The 14,248-nt window shown below is 37.5% G+C and carries 14 protein-coding genes; all 14 read left to right on the plus strand.

Annotated features, from left to right (window positions below; genetic code table 11):
• Positions 1 to 7 precede the first annotated feature (7 nt).
• The 14 genes from MKY26_RS05215 to MKY26_RS05280 all read left to right on the plus strand — a co-directional run bounded on the left by MKY26_RS05215 (position 8) and on the right by MKY26_RS05280 (position 14,246).
• Positions 8 to 736, plus strand: a complete 729-nt coding sequence (locus MKY26_RS05215; RefSeq protein ID WP_322909268.1) for a 2-phosphosulfolactate phosphatase — start codon at positions 8 to 10, stop codon at positions 734 to 736.
• A 20-nt stretch (positions 737 to 756) separates the two neighbouring features.
• Positions 757 to 1,545 carry an enoyl-CoA hydratase/isomerase family protein gene (locus tag MKY26_RS05220; protein WP_095373426.1) on the plus strand — a complete coding sequence of 263 codons (789 nt, stop codon included), beginning with the start codon at positions 757 to 759 and terminating at the stop codon, positions 1,543 to 1,545.
• Positions 1,546 to 1,601: 56 nt separating this feature from the next.
• Positions 1,602 to 3,281 carry a long-chain-fatty-acid--CoA ligase gene (locus MKY26_RS05225; protein WP_322909269.1) on the plus strand — a complete coding sequence of 560 codons (1,680 nt, stop codon included), beginning with the start codon at positions 1,602 to 1,604 and terminating at the stop codon, positions 3,279 to 3,281.
• A gap of 31 nt (positions 3,282 to 3,312) precedes the next feature.
• A complete protein-coding gene (locus MKY26_RS05230) occupies positions 3,313 to 4,176 on the plus strand; it encodes a branched-chain amino acid ABC transporter permease (protein WP_095373424.1) in 864 nt (287 codons plus the stop codon).
• A 1-nt stretch (position 4,177) separates the two neighbouring features.
• Entirely contained in the window at positions 4,178 to 5,182 is a 1,005-nt protein-coding gene (locus tag MKY26_RS05235; protein ID WP_095373423.1) for a branched-chain amino acid ABC transporter permease, read from the plus strand.
• Positions 5,169 to 5,930 carry an ABC transporter ATP-binding protein gene (locus tag MKY26_RS05240; protein ID WP_095373422.1) on the plus strand — a complete coding sequence of 254 codons (762 nt, stop codon included), beginning with the start codon at positions 5,169 to 5,171 and terminating at the stop codon, positions 5,928 to 5,930. The genes MKY26_RS05235 and MKY26_RS05240 overlap by 14 nt, the downstream gene beginning before the upstream one ends.
• The gene (locus MKY26_RS05245) at positions 5,923 to 6,630 is read left to right on the plus strand and encodes an ABC transporter ATP-binding protein (protein ID WP_307314199.1); all 708 of its coding nucleotides are present in this window, start codon (positions 5,923 to 5,925) and stop codon (positions 6,628 to 6,630) included. Before MKY26_RS05240 ends, MKY26_RS05245 begins: the two co-directional genes overlap by 8 nt.
• A gap of 27 nt (positions 6,631 to 6,657) precedes the next feature.
• Entirely contained in the window at positions 6,658 to 7,818 is a 1,161-nt protein-coding gene (locus MKY26_RS05250) for an ABC transporter substrate-binding protein (RefSeq protein WP_307314196.1), read from the plus strand.
• A gap of 106 nt (positions 7,819 to 7,924) precedes the next feature.
• The gene (locus tag MKY26_RS05255) at positions 7,925 to 8,932 is read left to right on the plus strand and encodes an NADP-dependent oxidoreductase (protein WP_095373419.1); all 1,008 of its coding nucleotides are present in this window, start codon (positions 7,925 to 7,927) and stop codon (positions 8,930 to 8,932) included.
• Positions 8,933 to 9,088: 156 nt separating this feature from the next.
• Complete coding sequence (locus MKY26_RS05260) at positions 9,089 to 9,820, plus strand: YwaF family protein (RefSeq protein ID WP_341092448.1); 732 nt, start codon at positions 9,089 to 9,091, stop codon at positions 9,818 to 9,820.
• A gap of 245 nt (positions 9,821 to 10,065) precedes the next feature.
• On the plus strand, positions 10,066 to 11,013 hold the full coding sequence (locus tag MKY26_RS05265) for a C40 family peptidase (protein ID WP_095373417.1): 948 nt from the start codon (positions 10,066 to 10,068) through the stop codon (positions 11,011 to 11,013).
• A 179-nt stretch (positions 11,014 to 11,192) separates the two neighbouring features.
• Positions 11,193 to 12,347, plus strand: a complete 1,155-nt coding sequence (locus tag MKY26_RS05270; RefSeq protein ID WP_341092456.1) for an acyl-CoA dehydrogenase family protein — start codon at positions 11,193 to 11,195, stop codon at positions 12,345 to 12,347.
• The gene (locus MKY26_RS05275) at positions 12,344 to 13,426 is read left to right on the plus strand and encodes an acyl-CoA dehydrogenase family protein (RefSeq protein WP_341092460.1); all 1,083 of its coding nucleotides are present in this window, start codon (positions 12,344 to 12,346) and stop codon (positions 13,424 to 13,426) included. The genes MKY26_RS05270 and MKY26_RS05275 overlap by 4 nt, the downstream gene beginning before the upstream one ends.
• 13 nt (positions 13,427 to 13,439) lie before the next feature.
• On the plus strand, positions 13,440 to 14,246 hold the full coding sequence (locus tag MKY26_RS05280) for an enoyl-CoA hydratase/isomerase family protein (RefSeq protein WP_341092466.1): 807 nt from the start codon (positions 13,440 to 13,442) through the stop codon (positions 14,244 to 14,246).
• Positions 14,247 to 14,248 lie beyond the last annotated feature (2 nt).

Genomic DNA, 14,248 nt, shown 5'->3' on the forward strand with positions numbered 1-14,248 from the left:
TATTGATATGGTGAAACTTCATGTAGTCATGAAAAAAGAAGAAATCGATAAAGAGAAATTAAATGGGCAGAAGGTGGTAGTTGTATTTGATATTTTGATGGCCACATCAGTTATAACAACTGCGATTCAACACGGGGCAAAGGCGGTCATACCAGTAGCGAATCAAGAGGATGCATTATATGAAGCAAGCATTCGTGAAAAAGGAACATATGTGTTAGTTGGAGAATATAACGGGCTAACGATAGACGGATTTGAATCACCCCATCCAGAAAGATTATCTAAAACTGTTGAAGGTAAGGATATCATCTTAACAACCACCAATGGAACAGTGGCCATCAAACATGCTCTTAATGCAAAGAAAGTGTATATAGCATCCCTCTTAAATGCCAAACATTCTGCTAAGGCAGTTTGTAGCGAACATCTTGATGAGACGGTAGTACTTGTTTGTTCGGGATCTTCTGGTGCATTTAATGTCGAGGACTTTTATGGAGTCGGTTATTATATTGATTGTTTAATAACTAGCAGTCATAAGGCTTGGGAAATGTCAGATACAGCACTGTGTGCCCATCAATTTTATTTGGGTGCAAAAGAAAAAGGAACAGAATTATTAATGGCTTCACGTGTAGGTAAAATGATTGCAAATCACGGTATGAAGACGGAAGTAGCATTCGTAGCTCAAAAAGATATTTTTGCCGTTTCCCCTATTGTAACGGATGAAGGCGTAATCGGCGTTTAATAAAAAAATGAGGTGAAGATATGACATCGAAAACAATGAGTCATTTACTAATGAAAATTGAGAATGGTGTAATGGAATTAACATTAAATCGTCCTGAGGCATTAAATTCATTTAGCCCTGAGCTAATTCAAGGGTTAAAATCAGCACTACAACAAGCCAAAGCGGATAAAGATATTCGTGTTATTGTATTGAAGGGAGCGGGAAGAGCTTTCAGTTCTGGTGGAGATGTAAAAAGGATGGGTTCAAGATCGCCTATAGCTACTTATGAACATATTGGGAATTTGAATGAGCTTATTCTTTTAATACAATCTGTAGAGAAACCAATCATTGCAGCCGTACATGGATATGCGGCAGGAGCAGGGTTTAATCTAGCACTAGCATGTGATTTAATCTTAGCAGAAGAAGAAACTAAATTTATTTTAAGCTTTTCTAAAGTAGGCTTAATTTCGGATGGCGGCGGCTCTTATTTTCTACCTCGACTAGTTGGATTACAACGTGCGAAGGAACTATTATTTAGCGCAGAGCCATTAACAGTTGAAAAAGCATACGAATTTGGCATCGTTAACCATATTTACAAAAAAGGTCACTTTGAAGATGATGTAAAACAATATGCGGAAAAATTAAGTGCTGGGCCAAATATTGCGTATGGATTTATTAAAAAACTTACTAACGAATCTTATCAGTTATCATTAAAACAAGTATTAGAACAGGAAAGGATTACACAAGGTACGATGGTAACAACAGAGGACCATCATGAAGGAATTACTGCTTTTAAAGAAAAAAGACAACCTGACTTCAAACGTTCTTAAATTAAATATGACACCTCTATGAGCTATTCTAAAAAGTTAAGGAGGAGATTAAATTAATGCAAACAAGACATTTTGATCACTGGCCAAAGCTTCCAAAAAAACTGATTGTTCCAGAAACTTCAGTTTACCAAAACTTGGAATTCTCAGCACTTCAATATCCTTCGCGAGAGGCTATCCATTATTATGGAAATGAAATAAGCTTTAAGCAATTATTAGACGAAGTGAAGAGTGTTTCTAGTTATCTTCAAACGGAATTACAGGTAAAAAAAGGAGATAAAGTCCTGCTCTTTATGCAGAATTCTCCACAGTTTGTCATTAGTTTCTATAGCATTATGAGAATCGGCGCAGTCGTCGTTCCGATTAACCCAATGCTTGTTACGAGTGAGTTAGCTTTTTATATTAATGATTGTCAAATTGAAACAGCAGTTATCGGTCAAGAATTACAACCTATTGTAAAACCACTTATTGAACAGACTTCTTTGAAACACCTACTTATTGCCTCCTATTCAGATTATATTGACCCACAAGATAACATAGATAGACCAGATGTAGTTGCAGAACCACGAAAAGAATGGACAGAAGAGCAAGATCATTTCCGGTGGGATGACGCTATAAAGATAAGAGAAATCGTTCCTTATTATACGAGCAAACAGGATGATTTAATCGTCCTTCCTTACACTTCAGGAACAACCGGTGTACCAAAAGGCTGTATGCATACGAATTATTCTGTTCAAGCCAATACCGTTGGTGGTGCTTTATGGGGGAGGATTTCAAGTAGCAATGTCATTTTATCTTCTTTGCCATTTTTCCATGTGACCGGAATGGTGCAAAGTATGCATGTACCCATTTATGCTGGAAGTACCATGGTCATTATGACTAGATGGAATAAAGATACGGCATTACAACTTATTGAGAGAAAGCAGTGTAGTAATTGGACAGCTATAAGTACGATGTTAATTGATTTTATTTCTAATCCAAAATTAACAGCTGATCGTATAGCTTCACTTATTGGCATTTCCGGTGGTGGCGCTACTTTGCCGGAAGCAGTTGGTCAGAAATTAGAGAAATTAACTGGATTAACTTTTTTAGAAGGGTATGGCTTGACCGAAACAATTGCACAAACCCATTCAAATCCAACAGATCATCCGAAAATGCAATGTTTAGGCATTCCCTTCTTCGATGTGGATGCTAGAATTATAGATCCTATTACAAATGAAGAATTGGGAATCGATGAGGTTGGTGAAATCATCATTCATGGTCACCAAGTAATGAAAGGTTACTATAATCGTCCAGAAGAAAATGAAAGCGCTTTTATTACTATAGAAGGAAAACAATTTTTTAGAACAGGTGATTTAGGAAAAGTAGATGAAGAGGGTTATTTCTTTATTGTTGATCGTGTAAAAAGAATGATTAATTCTTCAGGTTATAAAATTTGGCCGACAGAGGTGGAGTCGATTCTATATCGTCACTCTGCGATTCAACAGGCTTGTGTCGTTGGGATTCCTGATCCGAGACGAGGAGAAGCAGCTAAAGCCTTCGTAATATTAAATGAAGACAGTAAAGGAAAGACATCTGCTGAAGAGATTATTCAATGGGCTAAAGAGCATATGGCTGCCTATAAAGTTCCGAAAGTGGTTGAGTTTAGAGAGTCTTTCCCGATGACATCTAGCGGGAAAATATTATGGCGTAAACTGAAAGAAGAAGAAGAATCGAAAGTGAATCAACAAAAAGTCTAATCTTCTACTGACGTGAAAAAGGGGGAAAATGATGGAACTTTTAATGCAACAATTGTTTAATGGATTAACAATTGGGAGTGTCTATGCCCTAGTAGCTTTAGGGCTCACTTTAGTATACGGCATTCTCCATATTCCAAATTTCGCTCACGGTGCTCTGTACATGGTAGGTGGATATATCACTTTAATTATGATGACTGAAGCAGGTTTACACTATATTCTCGCAATGGTTGTTTCCATTTGTGTAGTCGGACTATTAAGTGTCTTAATGGAGAGACTTGTGTTCTATCCTCTAAGACACTCTCCTCCTATTCAAGATAAAGTGGCTGCCATCGGTATTTTACTTTTTCTTGAAGCATTAGCACAGTTTATATGGGGAGCGGACTATCGCCAAATGTCAACACCTTTTGGGCAGGTGGTGGAAGTGTTTGGTCTCACACTGACATTGCAGAGAATACTCATTGTATTCGCAGCAATTGCGGTAATGATTTTGCTTTACTGGTTCTTAAAGAAAACATTTACGGGTAGGACAATCATTGCAATGGCCCAAAATAGAGAAGGGGCGCAATTAGTAGGTATCAACACACATAAAGTAGCGATCCTCACTTTTTTTATTGCTGGTGCTCTGGCGGCAATTGGTGCTTCACTTACGTCACCAATTAACCTCGTCTTTCCTGGAATGGGACATCTGGTAATCCTAAAAGCTTTTGTCATTATTATCATCGGTGGAATGGGCAGTATTCCAGGAGCCATATTGGGTGGATATATCCTAGGGTTCACGGAAAGTTTAGGAGCAACCTACCTTTCTGCAGATTATAAAGACATCATCGCTTTTGTATTATTAATTCTCATTCTATCAATCAAGCCTCAAGGAATTTTCTCTAAAGGAGGCGTATAGAATGAACGTTCTAACAAACAAGAAGGTAATTATACCTTTGCTCATCGTTCTCGGAATCGTTTTCCCTTTCGTTATTCCGAATCTTTATTATCTTCATATTATGACTTTGGCTTTTATTTGGACCATCGCAGTTTATGGCTTGAATTTACTTGCGGGTTATACAGGTTACTTATCTTTAGCTCATGGTGGTTTCTTTGCAATTGGGGCGTATGTTATCGGCATCCTTACTGTTAAACTTGAGATGGGTTTTTGGTTAAGCTTTTTGTTAGCCCCATTGGTAACGATGTTCATCGGGTTAATCATCGGGCTGTTTGCCTTAAGAACGAAAGAACACTTTTTTGCTATATATACCCTTTGTGTAGGCTATATTATTTACCTAGTGATTGATAAGTGGGAAGGTCTAACTGGTGGCGTAAGAGGACTAATTGGTATCCCTTTGCCAGAGGCAATCGGTCCAATTACTTTTCAATCACCAACAGCTCAATATTATTTAGCGTTTTTCATTTTTCTCCTCGTTGTGGCTGTCATTTATCGTATCGTGCATTCACTAACTGGGAGAACATTTATCGCTATTCGTAATAGTGAAGATTTAGCGTTATCACTTGGTATTTCAACTAAACGGAATAAACTTCTTGCCTTTGTACTTTCCACTTTTTTTGCTGGTTTGGCAGGAGCGATGTATGCAGGTTTTATCCGTTTCATCGGTCCAGAAATAGCTTATACAACGATCACATTTGATTTGCTTACTTATATGATTGTTGGTGGAATTGGTACATTTGCTGGTCCGATTGTAGGGACATTTCTTATCGTGATCATCTCGCAAAATCTACAATTCTTACAAGATTATCGGATGCTCATATTTGGTCCATTATTGACATTACTCATCATCTTTTCTCCTAGAGGAATTGTTGGGTTTATTCAAATGCAGTTGTATCAAAGAAAACGGAAAAAACAGGAATCTCTTGCTTACAAAAACAGGGAGGAGGAGACAAATGCTGGAGGTTAAAGGCTTAACGAAGCGTTTTGGTGGAAATGTAGCAGTGAAGTCAGTGGATTATTCCGTCCAACAAGGGAAGATCAACGCCATCATTGGCCCTAATGGTGCGGGGAAAAGTACATTCTTTAACTTGATTACAGGTGTGCACGAACCGACCGAAGGAACCATTATCTATAAAAATGAGGAGATTACTAGACAACCAGCGAATGTGATAGCAAAGCTAGGTGTGGCAAGGACATTTCAAAGTACACACTTATTTGAAATGTCGACGGTGAAAGACAATGTAATCGTTGGCCATCGCTTGCGAACGAAATCTAATCTGTTTGATAGTATCTTTCGGACGAAAAGGCTAAAAGAAGAAGAACAACAATGTATCGCCAAAGCAGAGGAATCTTTAGATTTCGTTGGCTTATCACATGTAAGTGATCAACTAGTAACAAATATTTCTCAAGAAGAGAAGAAACGTGTTGCTTTCGCATTAGCACTTGCTACTGATCCTGAGATCGTTTTTCTCGATGAACCAACAGCTGGGGTCAATCCTGATGAAACAGATGAAATGGCAAAATTAATCCAAAAAATGGCGGATAAAGGTTTAACGATTTGTCTTATTGAGCATAAGATGCCGATGATTATGCGGTTGGCGCATCATATTATGGTTTTAAACTATGGAGAAAAGATTGCGGAAGGAACACCAGCAGAGATCCAAAAAAATGAAGAGGTCATCAAAGCCTATTTAGGAGGGACGGTGAGTGCTTAAATTAGATGGAGTTTCTGCTAAATATGGAAAATATTTAAGTATTAAAGATATTGATATTGATGTTGTGGAAGGCGAGATTGTTGTTTTACTAGGGGCGAATGGAGCAGGGAAAAGCACGACTTTCAAAACAATTAGTGGTCTATTAAAAGCAACTTCAGGCAAGATACTTTTTAATGATGTACCTATTCATCAAACGGCACCTGAAAAGATTGTACAAATGGGGATTGTCCAATGTGCCGAGGACCGTAAATTGTTTCCTTATATGAACGTAGAACAAAATCTAATGATGGGAGGTTATATTCATCGTAAGCGTAAAGCGCAATTGAAACAATCATTAAATGATGTGTTCGAGCTTTTTCCGATTCTTTACGAAAAAAGAAATGAAGCAGCAGGTTTACTAAGTGGTGGACAACAGCAAATGCTTGCAATCGGCAGAGCTTATATGGCTAAACCGAAGTTAATGTTACTTGATGAACCTTCCATTGGGCTAGCACCACTTATTGTTGAGCAAATGTTTGAAAGCATTAAAAATATTAATCAAGAAGGAACAACCATTCTTTTAGCAGAACAAAATGCATTTGCAGCGTTAAGTATTGCGAAGAAAGGTTATGTGTTTGAAAATGGGCAGATTGCATTGCAAGGGACTGCGGATGAGCTTTTATCAAACCAAGAGGTAAGAAAGGCTTATATTGGTGCATAAGTAATAATTATTAAGGGGGAGAGTTTTATGAAAAAGCGGAAATGGTTAAGTGTTTTAGTCGTATTCACTATCTTTTTTCTTTCAGCTTGTGCACAATCAAGTGGTGGCAATGGTGAGAAAGTCGTCAATATTGGTTATAGTGGTCCATTGAGTGGTGCTGCTGCTTATTATGGTGAAAACACATTAAATGGTTTGAAGATGGCAGTAGAGGACATTAATAAAGAAGGTTTTGAAGTAAATGGTGATAAATACAAACTGAATGTTGTTGCCTTGGATGATAAATATCTACCTAATGAAACAGCATCAAATGGAAAACGCTTAGTTCAAGAAAACCAAACACCAATTATATTCTCGCCACATAGCGGTGGGATCTCAGCGTTACAAGTATTTAACGAAGTGGATAATTTCATCGTATCAGCCTATTCGAGTGAACCAGATATTGTTGAGCGTGGGAATACATTAACTGTTAGAATACCGCCGAGCTATGAAGGATATATTGAGCCATTCTCCGATTATGCGATGGATAATTTCGGAAAAAAATTAGCTGCTATTCCGCCTGTTACGCAATATGGAAAAGATTGGGCTGAAGCGATTATTCCATACTGGGAAAGTGCAGGAGGAGAAGTAGTTCATAAAGCTTCAGTTGATTACTCTAAAGATACAGACTTTTTTACTCTTTTAACGAATGCATTAAAAGAAGAGCCAGATGTCCTCTTCATTGGTGGACCTTCAGAACCTACTGCTAAAATTGTATCGCAGGCAAGACAGCTTGGATATGACGGAGGTTTTATCGTGATGGACCAAGCGAAATTGGATGAAATGAAAAATGTGACAGGTTCATATGATGTATTAGAAGGAGCGATAGGTGTTGTTCCGCTTATATATACAGAATATTCTGGAACAAAGGAGTTTATTGATAAGTATCGTGAAAAGCATGACAAGGACCCAGGTTCTGAAGCAGGCTATCACTATTTAGCAATGTATGTATTTGTAGAGGCAATGAAAGCAGCGGGATCTGTTGATGATGCTAAGCTTATACGGGAACACATTGAAGATGGATTAACTAATTTACCAGATGATAAAAAAGTATATGATTTGAAACATATTGAAGAAAATGGGGCAATCGAAAACTTTATCAGAATGGGTGTAATTAAAGATGGTGAGTTTGAAGAAGTAGATGTAGAGTAAAAAGAGGGCGTCTGTGAGTGAAGAAGGTTCACAGACGTCCTATCTTTTGTTTTACCTTAATTGATAAGGGTATAGAGAAGTAGAACGTATAAAATGGAGGGATAAAATGGGTAATCGAAGTATTCTATTAGTCGAAAGACCAACCGGAATGCCAAATGATAAAAATTTTGAATTAGTAGAGAGTGAAGAACTTCCTCGTTTAAATGAAGGGGAGGTATTAATACAAACCATTTACCTTTCTGTTGATCCATATATGAGAGGCAGGATGAGTGGGCGAAAATCATATATTGAGCCTTTTGCATTAAATGAAGTGTTATCCGGTGGAATTGTAGGTCAAGTAATTGAATCAAAGGATGGTAATTTTAAAGTGGGTGACTATGTGGAAGGGCGTCTTGGCTGGTCTGATTATAATGTAGCTAAAAGTCATCAAGTACGTAAATTAAATCCTTCTATAGCTCCTATATCAACAGCATTAGGTATTGTGGGAATGCCAGGATTAACAGCTTATTTTGGCTTACTAGATATAGGTGAGCCTAAAGAGGGAGAGACGGTTGTGGTCTCTGGAGCAGCAGGTGCCGTCGGTTCAACGGTTGGGCAAATAGCTAAATTAAAAGGCTGTAAAGTGATAGGAATCGCTGGAACGGAAGAAAAATGCCAATATTTAAAAGAAGACCTACATTTTGATGAAGTCATCAACTATAAAACTGATAATATAAAGGATAAGGTTAAACAATATACACCCGATGGCGTCGATATTTACTTTGATAATGTAGGTGGAGATATTTCCGATGAAGTAATAAAAAGAATTAATTACAAAGCAAGGATTATTCTTTGTGGACAAATCTCCTCCTATAATGCGACAGAAATAGAGCATGGGCCGAGAATACAAGGGTTATTAGTACAAAAAAGCGCATTAATGAAGGGTTTCATTGTTGGTGATTATGCAAATAATCACGAAGAAGGCTTGAAGCAACTTGGAGAATGGGTTAATTCAGGAAAGCTTCAATATCGTGAAAATATCGTGGAAGGTTTAGAAAATGCTCCTCATGCTTTTATTGGCTTATTTAAGGGAGATAATTTAGGTAAACAACTGGTTAAAGTGAGTGATGATTAACATGAACGAACTATAAGAGCATGGATATTGGAGAAGAACAAATAACGTGTTTGGCATAATTTGTTCTTTTCCTTATTATTGTGAATGTTTGATCCTGCTACTAGCTCTGTAATAGAACAATAAGGGACAATTAGATACATATATTGGAGGAATGTTATGCAACTATTTGAGCAAAACCATAGCAACTACTCCTTTGAGATATTTTCTACTTCACACCTTGTAATGGTAGTACTCTTTTTAATAGGATCCTTCTTCTTATATTTCCAGAGAAAAAGGTTAGCCGGACATAAAACGATGTTAAGAGTAATATTCTTATTGCTCTTGCTCTTTTTAGAAGGAAGTTATCACTATTGGTTATGGATAGGTGGAAAGTGGGATGTCTCTTTTGCTTTGCCTCTTCACTTATGCTCGATTAGTGTGCTACTTTGTTTGCTATTACTTATTTTTCAAAAACGTTTGCTCTTTCAATTAACTTATTATATTGGTATTGCGGGAGCGACTATGGCTATCTTAACGCCAGAATTGTTTTTCGGATACCCACATTTTCGTTATTTTCAATTTTTCTTTATCCATATGATCATCGTATGGACAGCTCTACTTTATATATTTAGCTTCAAGTACTCTCCATCAAGTAAAGGGGTTGTAGCTGCGTTTATTTCTCTTAATATATTTGCGATTATAGCGGCTGTTATTAACTATGTTACGGATGGAAATTATATGTTTCTTTCTCGAAAACCAGCGACGAGTTCTGTGCTCGACTTTTTTGGCCCATATCCTTATTACATTTTTGTTCTTGAGGCTGTAGCAATATTGTTATTTGTACTTATGTATCTTCCTTTTAAGGATAGGAGGAAAGACCCTTTAGAGAAAAGAAAAACAATTAGTTGATTAAATCGGCCCATTTTTTTCATAGGTGTCACAAAATGGACAAATAAAATGTAACTATTTTCTTTTGTGTTACATTTTGTTTTAGTGATAAAGAACTGTTTATTGTGGATGCTATTGGAAGTTTAGTATGTATTTTCTTTTAAATTGTAATTATATTACATATAAACCATGTTTTTCACGGTTTGTTTTTCTTCGTATGCACTCTATCATGAATGAGAAATGATAGATTAGGAGTGTACAAAGAGATGAAAAAACAACTCGTGTCAATAGCAGCGGCTACTACTCTTTTTGCGGCAACATATGCAGAAGTTGGAGCAGCGCAAACACATACAGTGCAATCAGGTGATACTTTATGGAAATTGTCTAATACATATAATCTTTCCATCAATCAATTAATGGAGTGGAATCAGCTAAAGAGTTCTACAATTGTTGTTGGTCAAAAGCTGAAGGTTAATGGGGCAGAACAAACAAGTACCTATACAGTCAAAAGTGGAGACTCACTTTGGAAAATTGCACATCAACATGGTATCTCTGTCATTGATTTAAAAAACATCAATGGGCTGAGTTCCGATAGAATATATCCAGGGCAGAAATTAAAGCTAAAGGTGAGTTCAGGGGGAGCACCTTCAACCCCTAATACAAACCAATCAACTTATACAGTACAATCAGGTGATAGTCTCTGGTTAATTGCCTCAAAGCATCAGTTATCAGTGGCGCAGTTAAAAAATATGAATAACTTAACAACGGATGTAATCCGTCCAGGTCAGGTATTAAAAGTGAGTTCATCTAACTCCTCGGCTGGTGGAAATCAAACTAGTAATAACCAACAGTCACAGGTAAATCAATTAATAAAAGAAGCGAAAAAACATATCGGTGTTCCTTATACTTGGGGAGGAAATTCACCGTCTTCAGGGTTTGACTGTAGTGGATTTCTAAAATATGTTTTTAATCAAATCGGTGTTTCCATACCACGAACAGTGGAGACGATTTGGCAAGCGACTACATCTGTTTCATCTCCACAACCAGGTGATATTGTTTTCTTTGAAACGTATAAAAAAGGACCATCACATGCCGGTATTTATTTAGGCAACAATCAATTTATTCATGCTGGAACAAGTACAGGTGTAACAATTGCTGATATGTCTTCAAGTTATTGGAAACCGAAATATTTGGGTGCTAAAACGGCATTATAAAAACTGGATTTAAAAGAGCATTTGGGAGACAGTTCCTAGGTGCTCTTTTTTAGGTTAAAACACTGAATTACTCTGTAAATATTCTAAATATTTAAAATTGACAAAAAAGAATATTTTAAATAAAATATTATATATAGATATATAGTATCGAATACCGATAAAATGAGAGGATGAAAAGAATGGTTAAATTAGAAGTGCCAACTGTTCAATTGACATCAGATCAGCAGTCATTTAGAAATGAAGTCCGCGCATTTTTAAGAGAAGAAATACAATCCGGGCATTTTACACCTACATGTGATTCATGGCTAAGTGGAGAATCATCTACTTTTTCGAAAAAGCTAGGTGATAAAGGTTGGATTGGAATGACATGGCCGCAGGTATATGGTGGAAGTGAAAAGAGCGCCATTGATAGATATATTTTAACAGAGGAGTTGCTTGTAGCAGGTGCACCCGTTGCTGCTCATTGGTTTGCTGATAGACAAACGGGGCCATTGCTTCTAAAATATGGGACGGAAAATCAAAAAAAGACTTTTTTACCGCAAATCACAAAAGGGGAATGTTTCTTTGCTATTGGTTTAAGTGAACCGAATGCTGGCTCTGATTTAGCTGCCATCAAAACTCGGGCAGTACGAACGGCTGGCGGCTGGCTACTCACTGGTTCAAAGATATGGTCAAGTGGTGCTCATATCGCTCACTATATGGTCGTACTATGTCGTACATCACCAGAAGATGAAGAAAATCGCCATGATGGTATGAGTCAGTTAATTGTTGATTTACATGTTAATGGTGTGACCATTCGCCCAATCACTTTTTTAACAGGTGAGCATCATTTTAATGAGGTATTTTTTGAAAACGTTTTCGTTCCAGATGAACAAGTGGTCGGTCAAATCGGGAATGGTTGGAAACAAGGAATGGCAGAACTTGCTTATGAAAGAAGTGGACCAGAGAGAATACTCAGTACATACCCATTATTTTCAGGTGTAATTGATGAACTAAAAAGGATAAATGATCGAGAAGGATTAACAGAAATGCTCTCGCTCCTTCCAGAGCTATGGAGCATTAGAAATTTATCTATTGGTGTGGCAAAGTATCTTGACGAGGGGAAGGATGTTTCATTTATTGCCTCACTTGTTAAAGATAGAGGAACAACTTTTGAAACAAAAGTGGCAGAGACGGTGAGGTTAGTATTGTCTAAGCACCCTGATTTATTAAATAGTAAGTCTATCGGTGAGCTGTATACACAATCTATTTTGCATGGCCCAGGTTTCACTCTAAGAGGGGGAACAACGGAAATCTTACGAGGAATTATTGCCAAAGGGGTTGTATCAGAATGAGTGAAATAAAAGAGTATATTTATGATTCGGCCAGTAAATTTTTGAAGAAACAATCTACACAGGACTTACTTGAAAAGGGACAAAAGGGTTTATTTGATGATGAGTTATGGGCATCCCTAAATGACATGGGTCTAACAGGAGTAAATATACCGGAAGCATATGGTGGAGTGGGTGGAGATTATGAAGATGGTTTTACAGTTATTAGATTAGTTGGTCAATACCCAATTCCTCTACCTTTACCTGAAACTTTAATTAGTAAATGGATTCTGTCACAGTACGAGATGAAAATCACTCATGATCAACCGTTATCATTCCATTTTAATGAACAAAACCCTTTGGAAGTTAGGAAACATAACGGTAACTATATTTTAAGCGGAGAGGCTTTAAATGTACCTTGGGGAAGGGTAGCAAAAGAAATCGTTGCCCTCGCTAAATGTCAAAACGAGTGGATGATGGTCCTCGTACCAGTAAACGAGTCAAAGATACATGAACAGGTGAATCTAGCCGGTGAACCACGTGATTCCTTGATTTTTCATGACATTCATATTGGAGATTCAGCCATCAAAATAATAGAAGATTGTGAGAGTAAGAAAATAGTAGAGCAACTGTATGCATTGGCTAAAGCGGCGATGCTTGCTGGCATTAGTGAACGAGTAGTACAGGAGTGCCTGTCTTATGCAAGTGAGCGTAAACAGTTTGGCAAGAATTTATATCGTTTTCAAGCAGTGCAGCAACATATCTCACTTCTAGTAGGAGAAACCGCTGCTTGCTTAGCTGCTGTTAACAATGCAGTGGAAATGCTTCAGGGTAGCCATGATTCGTTGTCTATCATGTTGACGAAGATAAAGGTGAGTGCCGTTGCAGGCGATATTGCGATGACCGCCCATCAGCTCCATGGAGCTATTGGGATGACATATGAGCATACGCTGCATCATTTAACAAAACGGTTATGGTCATGGCGTGATGAAGCTGGAAATGAGCGCTATTGGCAAGGGGAATTAAGCACTTATATAGCACACAGTCCAGTCACTATTTGGTCACTATTAGTGGATAATCACGAAGTTAAATCCATTTTATAAGGAGGTAAAGAAAATGTCTGATTTACATTTTGAGGTAAGAGACGGAATTGCACAAATTATATTAAACCGCCCAAATGCAATGAATGCGTTTAGTGAGGAAATGCTAGATTTATGGATTGACGCACTACAGACTGTGCGAGATTCTAATGATATACGTGTTGTGATTGTTAAAGGAAATGGAAAAGGTTTTTGTGCTGGTGGAGATATGAAAGAGATGGGCGCAGGCAGGGGATTTTATCGTTCTGATGAAGATCGTGTAACCACTGGTCTTGCAAGAAAAAATTCACTATGGAAAAAGGTACAACGGATCCCTTTATTATTGGAAGAGATTGATCAACCTGTTATTGCAGAAATTAATGGAGCGGCATTTGGAGCAGGTCTTGATATGGCATTAATGTGTGATATCCGCATAGCCGCAGAAGGAGCGAAGCTATCTGAAAGTTATACAAAAGTCGGCTTAGTTCCTGGGGATGGTGCTGCTTATTTTCTTCCGAGAATAGTTGGAATAGACAAAGCTTTAGATATGCTTTGGACAGCGAAAGTATTGACGGCTAATGAGGCGAAAGAAATGGGATTGGTCACATTTGTAATTGCTGATGATGAGTTGGAAGGTTTTACAGAGAACTATGCCAAAAAATTAGCAAATGGACCACAAACGGCCATTCGCTTCATTAAAAGAGCTGTCTATCAAAATCAAACAATGAGCCTAAGGTCATCATTAGATATGATTTCTTCGTTTATGGCAATCACAACCGAATTAGAAGATCATCGTGAAGGAGTAAAAGCGGTAACAGAGAAGAGAAAACCGAAATTTCAATGAAT

The organism is Cytobacillus sp. FSL R7-0680 (genome assembly GCF_038009245.1).
Classification (GTDB): domain Bacteria; phylum Bacillota; class Bacilli; order Bacillales; family Cytobacillaceae; genus Cytobacillus; species Cytobacillus kochii.

Coding starts and splice junctions, on each gene's coding strand:
- MKY26_RS05215 (WP_322909268.1), top strand. CDS start 8: ATGGTGAAACTTCATGTAGTCATGAAAAAAGAAGAAATCGATAAAGAG.
- MKY26_RS05220 (WP_095373426.1), top strand. CDS start 757: ATGACATCGAAAACAATGAGTCATTTACTAATGAAAATTGAGAATGGT.
- MKY26_RS05225 (WP_322909269.1), top strand. CDS start 1,602: ATGCAAACAAGACATTTTGATCACTGGCCAAAGCTTCCAAAAAAACTG.
- MKY26_RS05230 (WP_095373424.1), top strand. CDS start 3,313: ATGGAACTTTTAATGCAACAATTGTTTAATGGATTAACAATTGGGAGT.
- MKY26_RS05235 (WP_095373423.1), top strand. CDS start 4,178: ATGAACGTTCTAACAAACAAGAAGGTAATTATACCTTTGCTCATCGTT.
- MKY26_RS05240 (WP_095373422.1), top strand. CDS start 5,169: ATGCTGGAGGTTAAAGGCTTAACGAAGCGTTTTGGTGGAAATGTAGCA.
- MKY26_RS05250 (WP_307314196.1), top strand. CDS start 6,658: ATGAAAAAGCGGAAATGGTTAAGTGTTTTAGTCGTATTCACTATCTTT.
- MKY26_RS05255 (WP_095373419.1), top strand. CDS start 7,925: ATGGGTAATCGAAGTATTCTATTAGTCGAAAGACCAACCGGAATGCCA.
- MKY26_RS05260 (WP_341092448.1), top strand. CDS start 9,089: ATGCAACTATTTGAGCAAAACCATAGCAACTACTCCTTTGAGATATTT.
- MKY26_RS05265 (WP_095373417.1), top strand. CDS start 10,066: ATGAAAAAACAACTCGTGTCAATAGCAGCGGCTACTACTCTTTTTGCG.
- MKY26_RS05270 (WP_341092456.1), top strand. CDS start 11,193: ATGGTTAAATTAGAAGTGCCAACTGTTCAATTGACATCAGATCAGCAG.
- MKY26_RS05275 (WP_341092460.1), top strand. CDS start 12,344: ATGAGTGAAATAAAAGAGTATATTTATGATTCGGCCAGTAAATTTTTG.
- MKY26_RS05280 (WP_341092466.1), top strand. CDS start 13,440: ATGTCTGATTTACATTTTGAGGTAAGAGACGGAATTGCACAAATTATA.